The organism is Enterococcus montenegrensis (assembly GCF_029983095.1).
Taxonomy (GTDB): Bacteria; Bacillota; Bacilli; order Lactobacillales; family Enterococcaceae; genus Enterococcus_C; species Enterococcus_C montenegrensis.
This window is the reverse complement of the sequence record NZ_CP120467.1, coordinates 1,821,303-1,835,375: the sequence shown is the minus strand read 5'-3', so window position 1 is coordinate 1,835,375 and position 14,073 is coordinate 1,821,303. Positions and strand designations below refer to the sequence as shown.

Annotated in this window: 12 protein-coding genes; 9 read left to right on the top strand and 3 right to left on the bottom strand. The window is 37.7% G+C overall.

Translation table 11 applies throughout. The features are described from left to right. The first annotated feature begins 299 nt into the window (after nt 1–299). The 5 genes from pstC (at nt 300) to phoU (ending at nt 4,451) form a co-directional block, all read left to right on the top strand. The gene (pstC, locus tag P3T75_RS08870) at nt 300–1,220 is read left to right on the top strand and encodes a phosphate ABC transporter permease subunit PstC (RefSeq protein WP_206903154.1); all 921 of its coding nucleotides are present in this window, start codon (nt 300–302) and stop codon (nt 1,218–1,220) included. After that, complete coding sequence (gene pstA / locus P3T75_RS08865) at nt 1,220–2,104, top strand: phosphate ABC transporter permease PstA (protein ID WP_282461374.1); 885 nt, start codon at nt 1,220–1,222, stop codon at nt 2,102–2,104. Before pstC ends, pstA begins: the two co-directional genes overlap by 1 nt. A 61-nt stretch (nt 2,105–2,165) precedes the next feature. Continuing rightward, a complete protein-coding gene (pstB, locus tag P3T75_RS08860; protein ID WP_206903152.1) occupies nt 2,166–2,972 on the top strand; it encodes a phosphate ABC transporter ATP-binding protein PstB in 807 nt (268 codons plus the stop codon). A 32-nt stretch (nt 2,973–3,004) separates the two neighbouring features. Then, nucleotides 3,005–3,763, top strand: coding sequence for a phosphate ABC transporter ATP-binding protein PstB (gene pstB, locus P3T75_RS08855; RefSeq protein ID WP_206903151.1), 759 nt, complete (start codon nt 3,005–3,007; stop codon nt 3,761–3,763). A gap of 10 nt (nt 3,764–3,773) precedes the next feature. Beyond that, nucleotides 3,774–4,451, top strand: coding sequence for a phosphate signaling complex protein PhoU (gene phoU, locus P3T75_RS08850; protein WP_206903150.1), 678 nt, complete (start codon nt 3,774–3,776; stop codon nt 4,449–4,451). 186 nt (nt 4,452–4,637) lie between these two features. Here the strand turns inward: phoU and P3T75_RS08845 are convergent, their stop codons facing one another. Beyond that, nucleotides 4,638–5,924, bottom strand: coding sequence for an MFS transporter (locus tag P3T75_RS08845; RefSeq protein WP_282461373.1), 1,287 nt, complete (start codon nt 5,922–5,924; stop codon nt 4,638–4,640). 219 nt (nt 5,925–6,143) lie between these two features. Here P3T75_RS08845 and liaX point away from each other — a divergent pair, with 219 nt between their 5' ends. From liaX to P3T75_RS08830, 3 genes are read left to right on the top strand one after another with little or no spacing between them, the layout of a single operon-like run. Then, on the top strand, nt 6,144–7,664 hold the full coding sequence (gene liaX / locus P3T75_RS08840) for a daptomycin-sensing surface protein LiaX (protein ID WP_206903148.1): 1,521 nt from the start codon (nt 6,144–6,146) through the stop codon (nt 7,662–7,664). 57 nt (nt 7,665–7,721) lie between these two features. Further along, nucleotides 7,722–8,027: a PspC domain-containing protein gene (locus P3T75_RS08835; protein ID WP_206903147.1), complete on the top strand. Its 306-nt coding sequence runs from the start codon at nt 7,722–7,724 to the stop codon at nt 8,025–8,027. Continuing rightward, nucleotides 8,027–8,389: a phage holin family protein gene (locus P3T75_RS08830; RefSeq protein WP_206903146.1), complete on the top strand. Its 363-nt coding sequence runs from the start codon at nt 8,027–8,029 to the stop codon at nt 8,387–8,389. Before P3T75_RS08835 ends, P3T75_RS08830 begins: the two co-directional genes overlap by 1 nt. Before the next feature lie 52 nt (nt 8,390–8,441). Here P3T75_RS08830 and icd read toward each other — a convergent pair whose 3' ends face one another. Beyond that, on the bottom strand, nt 8,442–9,707 hold the full coding sequence (gene icd / locus P3T75_RS08825) for an NADP-dependent isocitrate dehydrogenase (RefSeq protein ID WP_282461372.1): 1,266 nt from the start codon (nt 9,705–9,707) through the stop codon (nt 8,442–8,444). A gap of 21 nt (nt 9,708–9,728) precedes the next feature. After that, nucleotides 9,729–12,416: an aconitate hydratase AcnA gene (gene acnA / locus P3T75_RS08820; RefSeq protein ID WP_282461371.1), complete on the bottom strand. Its 2,688-nt coding sequence runs from the start codon at nt 12,414–12,416 to the stop codon at nt 9,729–9,731. A 236-nt stretch (nt 12,417–12,652) separates the two neighbouring features. Between acnA and P3T75_RS08815 the strand changes: the two genes are divergently transcribed. After that, nucleotides 12,653–13,945, top strand: coding sequence for a citrate/2-methylcitrate synthase (locus tag P3T75_RS08815; RefSeq protein ID WP_282461370.1), 1,293 nt, complete (start codon nt 12,653–12,655; stop codon nt 13,943–13,945). Nucleotides 13,946–14,073 lie beyond the last annotated feature (128 nt).

The window sequence follows — 14,073 nt, the reverse complement described above, 5'->3', positions numbered from 1 at the left end:
AGCAGACTACTTCAAGCAGGCTTTAGCTACAAACTTTTGTCGATTGTAAGTAAGAGTCTGCGAAGCTTTTTATCAATTTGTCAGCATATTTGCCTATTTGGAAGAATGAAAAAGAAAAGGATTTTTTTGACTCAAAAAATTTAAAAAGCAAAAATCGTAAAGTTTACACAAAATTTACAATAAGTTAAAAGCAAATTGACTTTGACGAGGTAGACTGTACAAGTGTGAAAGTATGTCACAAAACCTCTAACAAAAAAATAAATGAGTATAATACGTGAAGTATTAAGGAGGAATTCTTTTTGGAAGATGTAAAAAAAGCACTACTAACCAAATCGAAACGGGCTAAAATGGAAACGCGAGGTAAAATAATTAGTTTTTTATGTATCGCTTTAATTGTTCTAGTGGTTTTATCAATTTTTTATTTTGTCGCCAGTAAAGGTTTGGCAACTTTTTTCACCGATAAAATTAATCTATTTGACTTTTTATTTGGAACCCAGTGGAATCCAAGTCAATTAGGGGCAGATGGAAAACCAATGGTAGGAGCACTTCCAATGATTGCAGGCTCTTTTATCGTTACTTTTTTATCCGCAATTGTTGCAACGCCTTTTGCCATTGGGGCAGCAGTTTTTATGACTGAAATTTCTCCAAAGCAAGGACAAAAGATATTACAGCCAGTTATTGAATTACTTGTCGGGATTCCTTCGGTTGTTTATGGTTTTATCGGCTTGTCTGTCATCGTACCGGCCGTCCGTTCGGTCTTTGGTGGCACAGGTTTTGGTATTTTGGCGGGAACATTTGTCTTATTTATTATGATTTTACCGACCGTAACAACGATGACCGTTGATGCGTTAAAAGCAGTCCCAAGACATTATCGGGAAGCATCTCTGGCATTAGGGGCAACGCGTTGGCAAACGATTTATAAAGTGGTTTTACGTGCAGCTGTGCCGGGAATTTTAACGGCCGTAGTTTTTGGTATGGCGCGAGCTTTTGGAGAAGCACTAGCCATTCAAATGGTAATTGGTAATGCGGCTTTAATGCCAAACAGTTTAGTAACGCCTGCTTCCACTTTGACATCGATTTTAACGATGGGAATTGGGAATACGATTATGGGAACAGTGGAAAATAACGTCTTATGGTCATTAGCACTCATCTTATTATTAATGTCATTAATCTTTAATATTGTTATTCGTTTAATCGGGAAGAAAGGGGCCTTGAAATAATGAATGCAAAACGTTCTGATAAAATTGCAACTGGCGTTTTATACGCAATTTCTGGTATTATCGTTTTGATTTTAGCCTCTTTACTTTTATATATTTTAGTCAGGGGCGTCCCCCATATTTCATGGGATTTTTTAACACAACCTTCTAAAGCCTACCAAGTTGGTGGTGGGATTGGTATTCAGTTGTTTAACTCGTTTTATTTACTTTTTATTACGATGCTGATTAGTTTTCCGATTTCTCTTGGCGCAGGAATTTATTTATCTGAATATGCCCAAAAAAATTGGATTACAGATGTGATTCGGACGTCAATTGAGATTTTAAGCTCACTACCTTCAGTTGTAGTTGGTTTATTTGGCTTCTTAGTTTTTGTTATCCAGTTTGAATATGGCTTTTCGATTTTATCAGGTGCGTTGGCATTAACTTTCTTTAACTTACCACTTTTAACCAGAAACGTCGAAGAATCTTTACAAGCGGTTCATTATACGCAACGAGAAGCAGGGCTAGCTTTAGGTCTGTCTCGTTGGGAAACCGTGACACGTATTGTTGTACCTGAGGCAACAACGGGAATTTTAACTGGGGTGATTTTGAGCTCAGGCAGAATCTTTGGTGAAGCGGCGGCTTTGATTTACACAGCTGGACAAAGCGCCCCTGCCCTTGACTTTACCAACTGGAATCCTTTAAGTGTTTCCAGTCCGATTAGTATTTTCCGGCAAGCTGAAACATTGGCTGTCCATATTTGGAAAATCAATACAGAAGGTACTATGCCTGACGGCGCGGCCGTTTCGGCGGGAGCTTCTGCGGTATTAATTATCGCGGTATTGCTCTTTAACTTCGGCGCGCGGGCAGCGGGTAAACGACTATACAAAAAAATGACTTCAGCATAAAATGTGTCCAATTAACAATAAGACAGAAAAAATCCTTACATTTTAAACAAGGAGAAATGTTATGAGTGCCTATAATTTAGAAGATCGCCACATTATTACATTAAATGAAAACCAAGAAAAAGCTTTATATACAGATGACTTACATGTTTGGTATGGTCAAAACGAAGCGATTAAAGGTGTCGATTTAGAATTTGAAAAAAATAAGATTACTGCTTTAATCGGACCTTCTGGTTGCGGTAAATCAACCTATCTACGCTCATTAAATCGGATGAATGACGGTATTGCCAATACGAAAGTTACCGGTAAAATTATGTATAAAGGCGTAGATGTTAATCAACCAAACGTTGATGTGTATGAAATGCGTAAAAGGATTGGCATGGTATTTCAACGTCCCAACCCTTTTTCAAAATCTATTTATGAAAATATTACCTTTGCCTTAAAGCGTCATGGTGAAAAAGACAAGAAAAAATTAGATGAAATTGTAGAAACTAGTTTGAAACAAGCCGCTTTATGGGATCAAGTTAAGGATAGTTTGAATAAAAGTGCCTTGGCGTTATCTGGGGGCCAACAACAACGCTTGTGTATTGCAAGAGCGATTGCGATGAAACCAGACATTTTATTGTTGGATGAACCTGCCAGTGCCCTAGATCCAATTTCAACCGGTACGGTTGAAGAAACGTTAGTAAACTTAAAAGAAAACTATACGATTATTATCGTGACACACAATATGCAACAAGCTGCCCGAATTAGTGATTACACATCATTTTTCTACTTGGGCAAAGCGATTGAATACGATGAAACCCGTAAAATCTTTACGCGGCCGAAAATTAAAGCTACCGAAGATTATGTTTCCGGGCACTTTGGTTAACAGCAAGTTTAATAGGATTATGGAGGAATAAAATGTCAGATGTAATAATCCAGTCAAAAGATTTACACTTGTACTACGGTGAAAAAGAAGCTTTAAAAGGGATATCCCTTGCAATTAATAAAGGTGAAATTACTGCGATGATCGGACCTTCCGGTTGCGGCAAGTCAACATATCTGCGTTCTTTAAACCGGATGAATGATCTAATTCCAAACGTGACGATTACTGGTAATGTCATCTATAAAGGAAAAGATATTTATGCGCCAAAACAAGATACGGTTGAATTGAGAAAAGAAATCGGCATGGTTTTCCAACAACCTAATCCTTTTCCTTTTTCGATTTACGAAAACGTTATTTATGGGTTAAAATTAAAGGGTGAAAAAGATAAACAAAAACTCGATCAAGTAGTTGAGGAAAGTTTAAAAGCGGCTTCTGTATGGGATGATGTCAAAGATAAACTACATACCAGTGCTTTATCTTTGTCTGGCGGTCAACAACAACGGGTTTGTATCGCCCGCGTATTAGCTGTAAATCCTGAAATTATTTTATTGGATGAGCCTACTAGTGCACTAGATCCAATTTCTTCAGGGAAGATTGAAAATACGTTGTTAGAACTAAAAGAAAACTATACTATGATTATGGTTACTCATAACATGTCACAGGCATCGCGAATTTCAGATAAGACAGCCTTTTTCTTAGATGGTAATTTAATCGAATTTGACGATACAAAGAAAATCTTTTTACAACCGGGTAAAAAAGAAACAGAAGACTATATCTCAGGAAGATTTGGCTAGGAGGGAAAACATGTTACGGACACAATTTGAAGAAGAATTATTAAACTTGCATAACCAGTTTTATGAAATGGGAATGATGGTGAGTTCTGCTGTTCATAAATCCGTGCGAGCTTTTATTAAGCACGATAAAGAGCTGGCAAATGAAGTAATCGACAATGATGAAGCCATCAACGACATGGAAGTAAAACTAGAGAAAAAAAGTTTTGAAATGATTGCCTTACAACAACCAGTAACTACCGATTTGCGTATGATCATCACGGTCATGAAAGCAAGTTCTGATTTAGAAAGAATGGCTGACCATGCTGTTTCAATTGCAAAATCAACGATTCGCGTAAAAGGTGAAACACGGATTGCGGAAATTGAAAAAGATATTTCTGACATGTCTGACTACGTCAAGAAAATGGTAGATAATGTTTTAGTTGCCTACGTTAAAACCAATGAAAAAGATGCCCGTATGATTGCACAAATGGATCAGCGGATCAACGATTACTATGCTTCGATTTATGAAAAAACCATCATCAGCATGAAAGAAAATCCTGAAACTGTCATCAGTGGTACCGACTATTTGTCAGTTGCCCAATATTTGGAACGAATTGGGGATTATGTAACCAATATTTGTGAATGGATTGTTTATCTTGCGACCGGGAAAATCACCGAATTAAATTCCAATCATGATGAGAGCTTCTAAATAAAAATACTAAGCTAAACTTTTCTTGCTGTCATGACGTCAGTTTTAGAATTTTTTGATTTTAGTAACTTGAATTTCTAACCATACTAAAAACACCACAATTCAGCTTTGCAGGTAATTTTGCTTGGCGATGATTTGTTGGTGTTTTTATTTTGTAAGTATGAAAGCTAAGTAGCGGTGCTCGTTTTAATCACCGTCAACTTCTGGCTGTTTTTCATTAGCAAGGGCGGCCTTTAAAGTCTGATCATAATTGCGGGCTACAGGTAAAAACAAGTTTATCAAACCACACAGCACCGTACCAACTCCAGCGATTAAAAATAATTTTTCAACGCCCAATTGATCGGCTAAAGGGCCAGCAAAAATTAAACCCACCGGTCCAGTGATACTCATAATGGCGTTTAGCACGCCTAAAACCCGACCTAAATATTGCGGTTTATAACTTTGTTGAATCATGGCCATTAATAAAGTGTTGAAAAAAGGTGTGGCTAGACCACAAAGAGCGTTTAATAAAATGAAGTAAAAGAAGCCCTTTTGATTTCCTGGGAGATAACCACAGATAATGTAGCTAATTCCGATAATAAAATAAGCTAGTAAGATTGGCTTCATGCGATCTTGCCATTTGCCAAAAATCCCGATTACAATCCCACCAGCTAACATTCCGACAGAATAAATGACTTCAATTAAACCAGCTTGTTGAATTGTTCCTTGAAAATAGTTTAACGTCATGAGAGGATACATACTTACAGCCGGCATAAAAAGCAGAGTAAAAAATGTACCGATTAAAGTAATGGCCCACAAACCTTTATTTTCAATTAAAAGTTTAAACCCCAACTTATTGTCAGTTAAAAGATGGACCGCTTCTCCTTGCGTTTTAATTTTAGGAATTGTAACTTGTAACAGTAGACTAATCCCTAAAACAGCACCTAAAACATCTAATAAAATTAAAAAATTCATCGGGATAACAGCAAATAAATAAGCGCCTAAGGCAGGGGCAATAATCATATTAGCTGAACTGACCATCCCAAGTTGCCCGTTGACTCGGGTAAGCTCTGTTTCTGGTACCATAGTTGGCAAAATAGATTGAATTGTAGGCATTTGAAAGGTTTGTGCGACAGAACGGATAAATAAAGAAACAAAAACCAGCCACAAAGGAAACTCTTTGGTAAAGGTGCCAACAAAAGATAAAAGTAAGGCAAACATGGCTACGATTAAGTCGGTTACAATGAGTAATTTTTTCTTATTTAAGCGATCGACAAAAGGGCCAACAAAAGGACTCAATAAAACCATTGGTAGCATCCCTAGTAAAGTCGCAAAACTTAATACTGTTGCGGAACCGGTTTTTTCAGTTAAATACCAGATAATGGCGTATTGTACGACCATACTGGTAATCCCTGATAAAAATTGCCCAGATAAAAAGAAGATAATGTTTTTTTGCCAGTTTAAACTGGCGTTTGGTGATGATTTATTAGCCATTAAAATTCCCTCATTTTCTTTGTTTACCGTTATTTTATCCTGTTTGAATCCCAGTTACAATCTTTTGATAGCTTTTTTCAAGTGTTTTTAGTAGTGTAAGAAACTTTGGCTTGAGGTGGAGAAAAAGTTACGTCTTAAGTCCTATGACAAGTTGGCGTAAAGAAGGCATAATATACGTGTAAGGAAAACTTGCAAATAATAATTAAGGAGGCAATTTCCATGAATGAAAGAGAACGAATTTTGGATTTAGTGAAAAAAGGTGTGCTTTCAACGGAAGAAGCCTTGGATTTGCTGGAAAGCATGGCAACTGCCAGAGACGAAAAACAAATCAAGCAGGCTAGTAAAACAATTCATGCCGATAATGCCAATACTGTAGAAGATAACCATGATACTGCTGATGAAAAATCAGCTGCCGAAAAAGAAGTTGAAGATATTTTAGATAATTTAGCCACAGAAGCGGGCAAAGCTTCGGCTGAACTAGATGAACTAAATGTAGAAATTGCGGGTGTCAAAGACCAACTAACCGAAGTTCGCCACGCTTTAATGGAGTACAACACAAAAGAAGAGTTGGAAATATTAAGTGAGGCAGAAGTAGCCGAACGTCAATTGCTAGAAGAAGATATTAAAGATTTAGAATCTTCTTTAGATGATTTGATTGCGGAAAAAGTTGCGTTAGAAGCACAATTAAAAGACATTAAAAAAGATCAATGGCAAGAAGCCAAAGATAAGATTTCGGCTAAAATTGATTTACCAGATGATTGGAAAGAACAAGCAACTGATGCAATCAATCAAGCTGGAGAAAAAATGGCTGAAGCAGGAACCCACTTAGGTCGATTTTTAAAGCAAACTTTCCAAACCGTTTCAGAAACTGTGAATGATAACGTGGAGTGGAAAGATATCAATTTAAAAGTTCCTGGTGTGGCGACTACAAAATTTGAACACACATTTGAATACCCTGAAACAGCAGCTAGCATTTTGGATGTTAAAGTTGCAAACGGAAATATTCGTTTTGAAATGTGGGAAGAAGACAGCGTCAAAGTAGATGCTAAAATTAAACTCTACGGCAAAATGAATGAAGCAACACCTTTTGAAGCGTTTGAAGCTCGCAGTAAAATTGATGTGGATGATGAACATATCTCTTTTCAAGTGCCCAATAAACGAGTACGGGCTGATTTAGTCTTCTATTTACCAAAACGAATTTACGATCATGTTTCAATCCGTTTATTAAATGGGGATGTGACCGTTAAAGAATTGGATGCAAAAGATGTTTATACGAAATCAACTAACGGAAACATTGAATTTCAAACGGTTAATGCCACAATGCTGGAAATTGAAGGCGTCAATGGCGCAATTGATGTATTTAAAGGTAGCATTCTAGATAGTATTATTGAAACAGTCAACGGGACTGTAACGATGACGACTACACCGCAAACATTAGGAGTCTCCTTGGTTAATGGTGATGTTCGCTTAACTTTTAAAGAAAATAATTTGAAAAAAGCGAATGCCAGCTCTGTAAATGGCAATGTTAAAATTGCTTTACCACCAACACTGGGTGTGGAAGGAAATGCCAGAACAAGTTTGGGGAGTATTAATTCACGAATGTCAGCTTATGATGTTGTCAGAGAGAAAAAAGAAAAAATGAATCAAATGCTACAATTTCGTCGTATCAGTGAAGATGAAGTTGCCCATGTAGAATTAACGACTACAACTGGCAATATCTTCTTGAAAGATGCCGATTAAAACAAAAGACAAATCAAAACATGCTAGTGTATTATATAGAGGATAGAGGTGAGAATGATGAAAAAAAGACTGACAAAATCAAGTAATAATGTTGTGTTGACAGGAACTTTGGGAGGAATTGCTGAATTCTTCGGCATTGATCCAACCATCGTACGTGTAATCTTTGTGTTCTTCACTTTGTTTGGTGTTGGCTCAACAATTCCTTTATATATTATCCTGGCGATTATCATGCCTTCTGGGCGTAGTAATCAAAGTGGTTATGGACAATCAAAACGCAACTATCATCCAAATTACAGTGAGCCTAAAGAACGTCCAAGAAAACCAGCTGAAAAAATTGACGATGACGATTGGAGTGATTTCTAATGACTTACTTCCAACGTTTAGTAGTGAATACATTGACGTTTATTGCCCTGGCAGTTTTACTGCCAGGGATGGTTCATGTTAGTAGTTGGCTCATGGCTTTAGTCGCGAGTTTCGTTTTGTCCATTTTAAATGGCTTTGTAAAGCCGATTCTTTCGCTATTGTCACTACCTTTGACGTTTTTGACACTGGGCCTTTTCAGTTTTGTCATAAATGCAGCAATGTTAAAGTTAACGTCAACTTTTGTTGGTGAAATGAACTTTGGTTTTTCATCTTTTGGCGCTGCGATTATGGTGGCTGTAATTATGTCGTTGGTAAATATGATCGTAACGGAACACAATATGCAAAAATATCAAGATGATTAAAAAATCCCGACCTTTTTGGTCGGGGTTTTTGTTTTATCAAAATTTTGCTGTATTATGCTTCTTCAATAAGCTTGTGCAAATGAGCACCGAATTGTGCTGTCGTTTGTAAAGTTGCTGCAGGTAACATCGCAGCAAAATCAGCAGTTACGTAACCTTGTGCCAGAGCTTTTTCAATGGCAGCTGTGATTAAAGCACCCGCTTTAGAGCAGTCTAAATAATCGAGCAGCATGACAGCAGAAAGTAATAATGAACAAGGATTGGCTTTTCCTAAGCCCGCAATATCTGGCGCAGTCCCGTGGGTCGCTTCAAAAATAGCATGCCCGGTATTGCAGTTAATGTTAGCACCTGGGGCAATTCCAATCCCGCCCACTTGCGCTGCTAGTGCGTCAGAAATGTAGTCACCATTTAAATTGCAGGTAGCGATAACAGAAAAATTAGCGGGATTTAGTAAAATTTGTTGTAAAAAATTATCAGCGATAACATCGTTGACGATAATTTTATGTGTCATCGCTTCATTTAACGCGTTTGTGGCTGCTTTTTTGCCATCTTTTAATAAGATACTTTGGTATTGATTCATTGTAAAACAATAATCAGCATATTTTGTTTCCGCCAGTTCGTAGCCCCATTTTTTAAAACCGCCTTCGGTAAATTTCATGATGTTTCCTTTATGAACTAAAGTAACGGTTGGTAATTTTTGTGTGATAGCATACTCAATTGCTGCACCAATTAACCGTTGACTGCCTTCTTTTGAAATTGGTTTAATTCCAATCGCACTGGTTTTGGGAAAACGAATTTTTGTTACATCAAATTGGTTTGTTAAAATTTCAATTAATTCTTTAACCTCAGGGCTATCTTTTTCAAATTCAATTCCAGCATACACATCTTCGGTATTTTCACGAAAAATCACCATGTCTGTTTTTTCTGGTTCTTTCAGCGGGCTTGGTATGCCAGTAAAGTAGCGAACTGGCCGCACACAAGCAAATAAATCCAGTTCTTGGCGTAAAGCGACATTTAAAGAGCGGATGCCGCCTCCCACGGGTGTTGTTAAGGGACCTTTTAGTGCAACTTTTGCTTCATAAATTGCGTGTAATGTTTCTTTTGGTAACCATTCACCGGTTTTTTCAAAGGCTTTCTCACCAGCTAAAACTTCTTGCCAAATAATTTTTTTGCGCCCTTGATAGGCCTTATTGACTGCGGCATCTATGACAGGGTACGTTGCCTGCCAGATCTCTTTACCAATGCCATCGCCTTCTATAAAGGGAATAACAACATGATTTGGAATTTGTAATTTTTTGTTTACTACTGAAATTTTTTCCATGAATACCTCCTATGAAATGTTTTAAGCGTCTAATTTTTTACGAATCACCATAGGTAAAATTCCTTGGTTTTGCCAATAACGAATATCAGCTGGTGCATCAAAACGTAATTTAGCAGAAAAATTGATTGTGCTACCATCACTTTTTTTAGCGACTATTGGAACAATAGCGCCAACTTGTGGTGTTTTGTTTAATAAAATACTGAAATTCTCACTACCGTCTAGTCCCAGACTACAAGCATTTTGATTGGCAAGATATTCGAGTGGAATAATTCCCATCATCACTAAGTTGCTGCGATGAATCCGTTCAAAACTTTCGGCTAAAACAGCTTTAACTCCTAATAGTTGTGGTCCTTTAGCCGCCCAATCACGAGAAGAGCCCATTCCGTAATCTTTTCCTGCTAAAACAATGGTACCTTGATTTTTGCCCTGGTAATACATGGCAGCATCATAAATAGACATCGCTTCACCTGTGGGTTGCAATCGCGTGTAACCACCACTTTTTTCTGGTATTAATTGGTTTTGCAAACGAATATTGGCAAATGTTCCCCGCATCATAATTTCATGATTACCACGACGCGCACCATAAGAATTAAAATCAGCAACACCAACGCCAAGCGTCTGTAAGTAACGACCCGCTGGAGTATCCAGTGCTATGGCACCAGCAGGAGAAATATGATCGGTTGTAACCGAATCGCCCAGTTTTGCCAAAACGGCTAAATTGGTTAAGCTGCTAACATCAGATAACTCTTTTTTGAGATTGTCAAAAAATGGTGGATTTGCGATATAAGTTGAGTCATCCTCCCACGTGTAACAATCACTAGCAGAGGTTTTAATAGCGTTCCAACGCTCGTTTGCATCAAAAAGATTGCCATAGGCTGCCTTGAAAGTTTTAGGACTGATAAAATCAGCAATCGCTTGATTAATCTCTGCACTTGTTGGCCAAATATCTTTTAACATAATATTATTTCCACAAGCGTCGTAGCCTAATGGTTCGCACGTCAAATCCTTTTGCATTGTTCCTGCAAGTGCATAGGCTACGACAAGTGGTGGAGAGGCCAGATAATTTGCTTTGATTAGTGGGTGAATACGTCCTTCAAAATTACGATTTCCCGATAAGACTGAAGCTGTCAAAAGATCATTTTCCTCAATGGCGCGACTAACATTTTCTTGTAAAGGTCCTGAATTTCCGATGCAAGTTGTACAGCCATAACCTACTAAGTGAAAGCCTAACTTTTCCAAATAAGGTAAGAGACCACTTTTAGTTAAATAGGCTGTTACAATTTTTGAACCTGGGGCAAGAGAAGTTTTGACATAGTCTGGTACTGTTAAACCCTTTTCAACTGCTTTTTTAGCTAACAAGCCAGCTGCTAACATGACGGAGGGATTACTCGTATTGGTACAACTAGTAATAGCAGCTAATACGACTGCCCCAGTTTGCAAAGATTTTGTTTGATTGTCACAGGTCATAAGTGGCACTGATTTATTTAATGTAATTTCTGGCAGGCCAAAGCCTTTAGGTCCAACTGTACTACTGACGCTTTCTTTAAAATCTGTGGCTGCTTTAGATAGGACAATGCGGTCTTGCGGTCGTTTAGGTCCGGCTAATGATGGCTCAACTTGGCTTAAATCTAAGTCAACTACTTTGGTGTAGTTTATTTTATCTGCATCGTTTAAAAAAAGTCCGTTAGCTATGGCATAGTCTTTTACTAGCGCAATTAAATTCTCGTTACGACCGGTTAGAGCTAAATAAGCTAAAGTTTCTTCATCAATGGGGCAATAGCCACAAGTGGCACCGTATTCTGGCGCCATGTTGGCAATGGTCGCGCGATCGGATAAACTTAGCGTTTTGTAACCACTGCCAAAAAATTCAACAAATTTTCCGACCACATTTTCTTTTCGTAGTTTTTCTGTAACCGTCAATGCTAAATCAGTTGCAGTTGTTCCGGCTGCTAAAGTGCCAGAAAGATTTACACCAATAACTTCTGGGGCTGGAAAATAAGAAGCTTCTCCTAAGATTGCTGCTTCTGCTTCAATTCCCCCCACGCCCCAACCTAAAACACCTAAGCCATTGATCATAGTGGTGTGGGAATCTGTCCCTTGTAGTGTGTCAGGAAAAATAAGCGCATCTTCAGCATCATTTTCTTTTTTTACCAAAACAACATTCGACAAGGCTTCGATGTTGACTTGATGAATAATACCAGTTTCTGGCGGAACTACTTCGAAATTTTGAAAAGAACTTTGTGCCCATTTCAAAAATTGATAGCGTTCAGTGTTACGTTCAAATTCTTTTGCAGTGTTATAACTCAGTGCTTCTGCAGATTTTGCGCAATCTACTTGAAGGGAATGATCCACTACAAGAGAAACAGGAATGGCTGGATTAATTTGATTTGCATCGCCACCAAGAGCTACCAGTGCATCTCGCATTGCGGCCAGGTCTACGACAGCTGGAACGCCGGTAAAATCTTGTAAAATGACGCGGGCAGCTTTGAAGGGGATTACTCCTGTTGGTTTTTCTGCTTGCCAATTGGCTAAAGCAGCTACATCTGTTTGTGTAATATCTTCGTCTACATTACGGGCGACACTTTCTAAAAGGATGCGAATTGCATAAGGTAGTTTTTTTAGGTCGCTATTAAATGTTGCACAAACCTTTTTCAAATCACAATAACGATACGTTTTCTCTGCTACCTTTAGCTTATTTTTCCAGTTCATAAAAACACCCCATTCACGATAATTAGCATAATTATACGTTTTTTTGAAAAGAAAGTAAATATAAAATTATTTATGTTTTTTTCAATAAAAGCGTGTTATAATCATTTTTAACGATTTTTTAGCAGATAATCGCAATAAATTTTATAGGATGTGATGTTATTTATGGAAAAAAGGATTTTAAAAATGACGATTACCAAAAGTTAGCAAAGCAATGTCAGGATATTTATAAAATCGATATGTATAATTATTCTAAATATAACATTAAAATCGGGTTGCGAGATGTCGATGGAAAAGGTGTCTTAGCTGGTTTAACAACAGTCTCTACGATTTATCCAGAAAAAAAAGTCGCTGGTAAAATAGTTCCTGGTATTGGTGAATTACGCTATCGGGGAATTGATATTAATCAGCTCGTGTCAGGTTTTGTTTCAGAAGGTCGCTTTGGTTTTGAAGAAGTGACATACTTATTATTATTTGGAACGCTGCCAAATGAACAAGAATTAGCAGAATTTCAACAATTGCTTGCAGATAAACGTACATTGCCAACAAATTTTGTCCGTGACGTGGTGATGAAAGCACCATCATGTGATTTGATGAACAACTTATCCCGCAGTATTTTGACCTTAGCGTGTTATGATGAACAGCCAGATGATACCTCGATAGAAAATGTTTTAAAACAAAGTATTATGTTAATCAGTGTCTTTCCATTGTTAGCCGTTTATGCCTACCATGCCTATAATCATTATACTCTGGGAGAAAGCATGTACATTCATCGTCCTGCAGCTAATTTAAGTACAGCAGAAACGATTTTAACGATGCTGCGACCAAATAAAAAGTACACCAAGCAAGAAGCTCAGACTTTAGATATGTCTTTAGTTTTACACATGGAACATGGTGGCGGGAACAATTCGACTTTCACCACAAGGGTCGTGACTTCTAGTGGGACCGATACGTATTCCACGATTGCAGCTGCGCTTGGTTCGTTAAAAGGACCAAAACATGGCGGTGCGAATATTAAAGTTACCAACATGATGGAAGACTTAAAAGCAAATGTTGCAGATTTAACAAACGAAGCTTGTGTAAAAGCTTATTTAGAAGCTGTTATAGAAAAAGAAGCCTTTGATCAAAAGGGATTAATTTATGGCTTTGGTCATGCGGTGTATGGTGACAATGATCCCCGTGCTTCCATTTTTAAAGGATATGTAGAAAAGCTAGCCGAAGAAAAAGGGCCAGAAGAAAAAGCAGAATTTGATTTGTATGCACTAGTGGAGCGTCTAGCACCAGAAGTTATCGCTAAAAAGCGAAAAATATATAAAGGCGTGAGTGCCAATATTGATTTCTTTAGTGGGTTTGTCTACAACATGTTGGGGCTACCAAAAGAATTGTACACCCCGATGTTTGCAGTTGCCAGAATTGTAGGTTGGTCAGCTCACCGGCTAGAAGAGTTGATTAATTCGAGTAAAATTATGCGTCCGGCTTATATGGAAATTACCGAAGACAAAAATTATACGCCTCTTTTTAACCGAGAGTAAAAAAAGTAAGCAGTGGCAAGTTAGATTATCTATTACAAAGTCGTCTTTTTTTTAGACTTTATAATAGAAGTAAAAATCGACTTGTCACTGTTTTTTTCGTGCGCCTATCCTAGTAACTTTAGGGATAC

What these genes read in the sequence shown, in the direction of transcription:
- P3T75_RS08815 (WP_282461370.1), top strand. Translation starts at nt 12,653, where the DNA reads ATGTATAATTATTCTAAATATAACATTAAAATCGGGTTGCGAGATGTC.
- pstB (WP_206903152.1), top strand. Translation starts at nt 2,166, where the DNA reads ATGAGTGCCTATAATTTAGAAGATCGCCACATTATTACATTAAATGAA.
- pstA (WP_282461374.1), top strand. Translation starts at nt 1,220, where the DNA reads ATGAATGCAAAACGTTCTGATAAAATTGCAACTGGCGTTTTATACGCA.
- liaX (WP_206903148.1), top strand. Translation starts at nt 6,144, where the DNA reads ATGAATGAAAGAGAACGAATTTTGGATTTAGTGAAAAAAGGTGTGCTT.
- P3T75_RS08830 (WP_206903146.1), top strand. Translation starts at nt 8,027, where the DNA reads ATGACTTACTTCCAACGTTTAGTAGTGAATACATTGACGTTTATTGCC.
- phoU (WP_206903150.1), top strand. Translation starts at nt 3,774, where the DNA reads ATGTTACGGACACAATTTGAAGAAGAATTATTAAACTTGCATAACCAG.
- P3T75_RS08845 (WP_282461373.1), bottom strand. Translation starts at nt 5,924, where the DNA reads ATGGCTAATAAATCATCACCAAACGCCAGTTTAAACTGGCAAAAAAAC.
- pstB (WP_206903151.1), top strand. Translation starts at nt 3,005, where the DNA reads ATGTCAGATGTAATAATCCAGTCAAAAGATTTACACTTGTACTACGGT.
- icd (WP_282461372.1), bottom strand. Translation starts at nt 9,707, where the DNA reads ATGGAAAAAATTTCAGTAGTAAACAAAAAATTACAAATTCCAAATCAT.
- acnA (WP_282461371.1), bottom strand. Translation starts at nt 12,416, where the DNA reads ATGAACTGGAAAAATAAGCTAAAGGTAGCAGAGAAAACGTATCGTTAT.
- P3T75_RS08835 (WP_206903147.1), top strand. Translation starts at nt 7,722, where the DNA reads ATGAAAAAAAGACTGACAAAATCAAGTAATAATGTTGTGTTGACAGGA.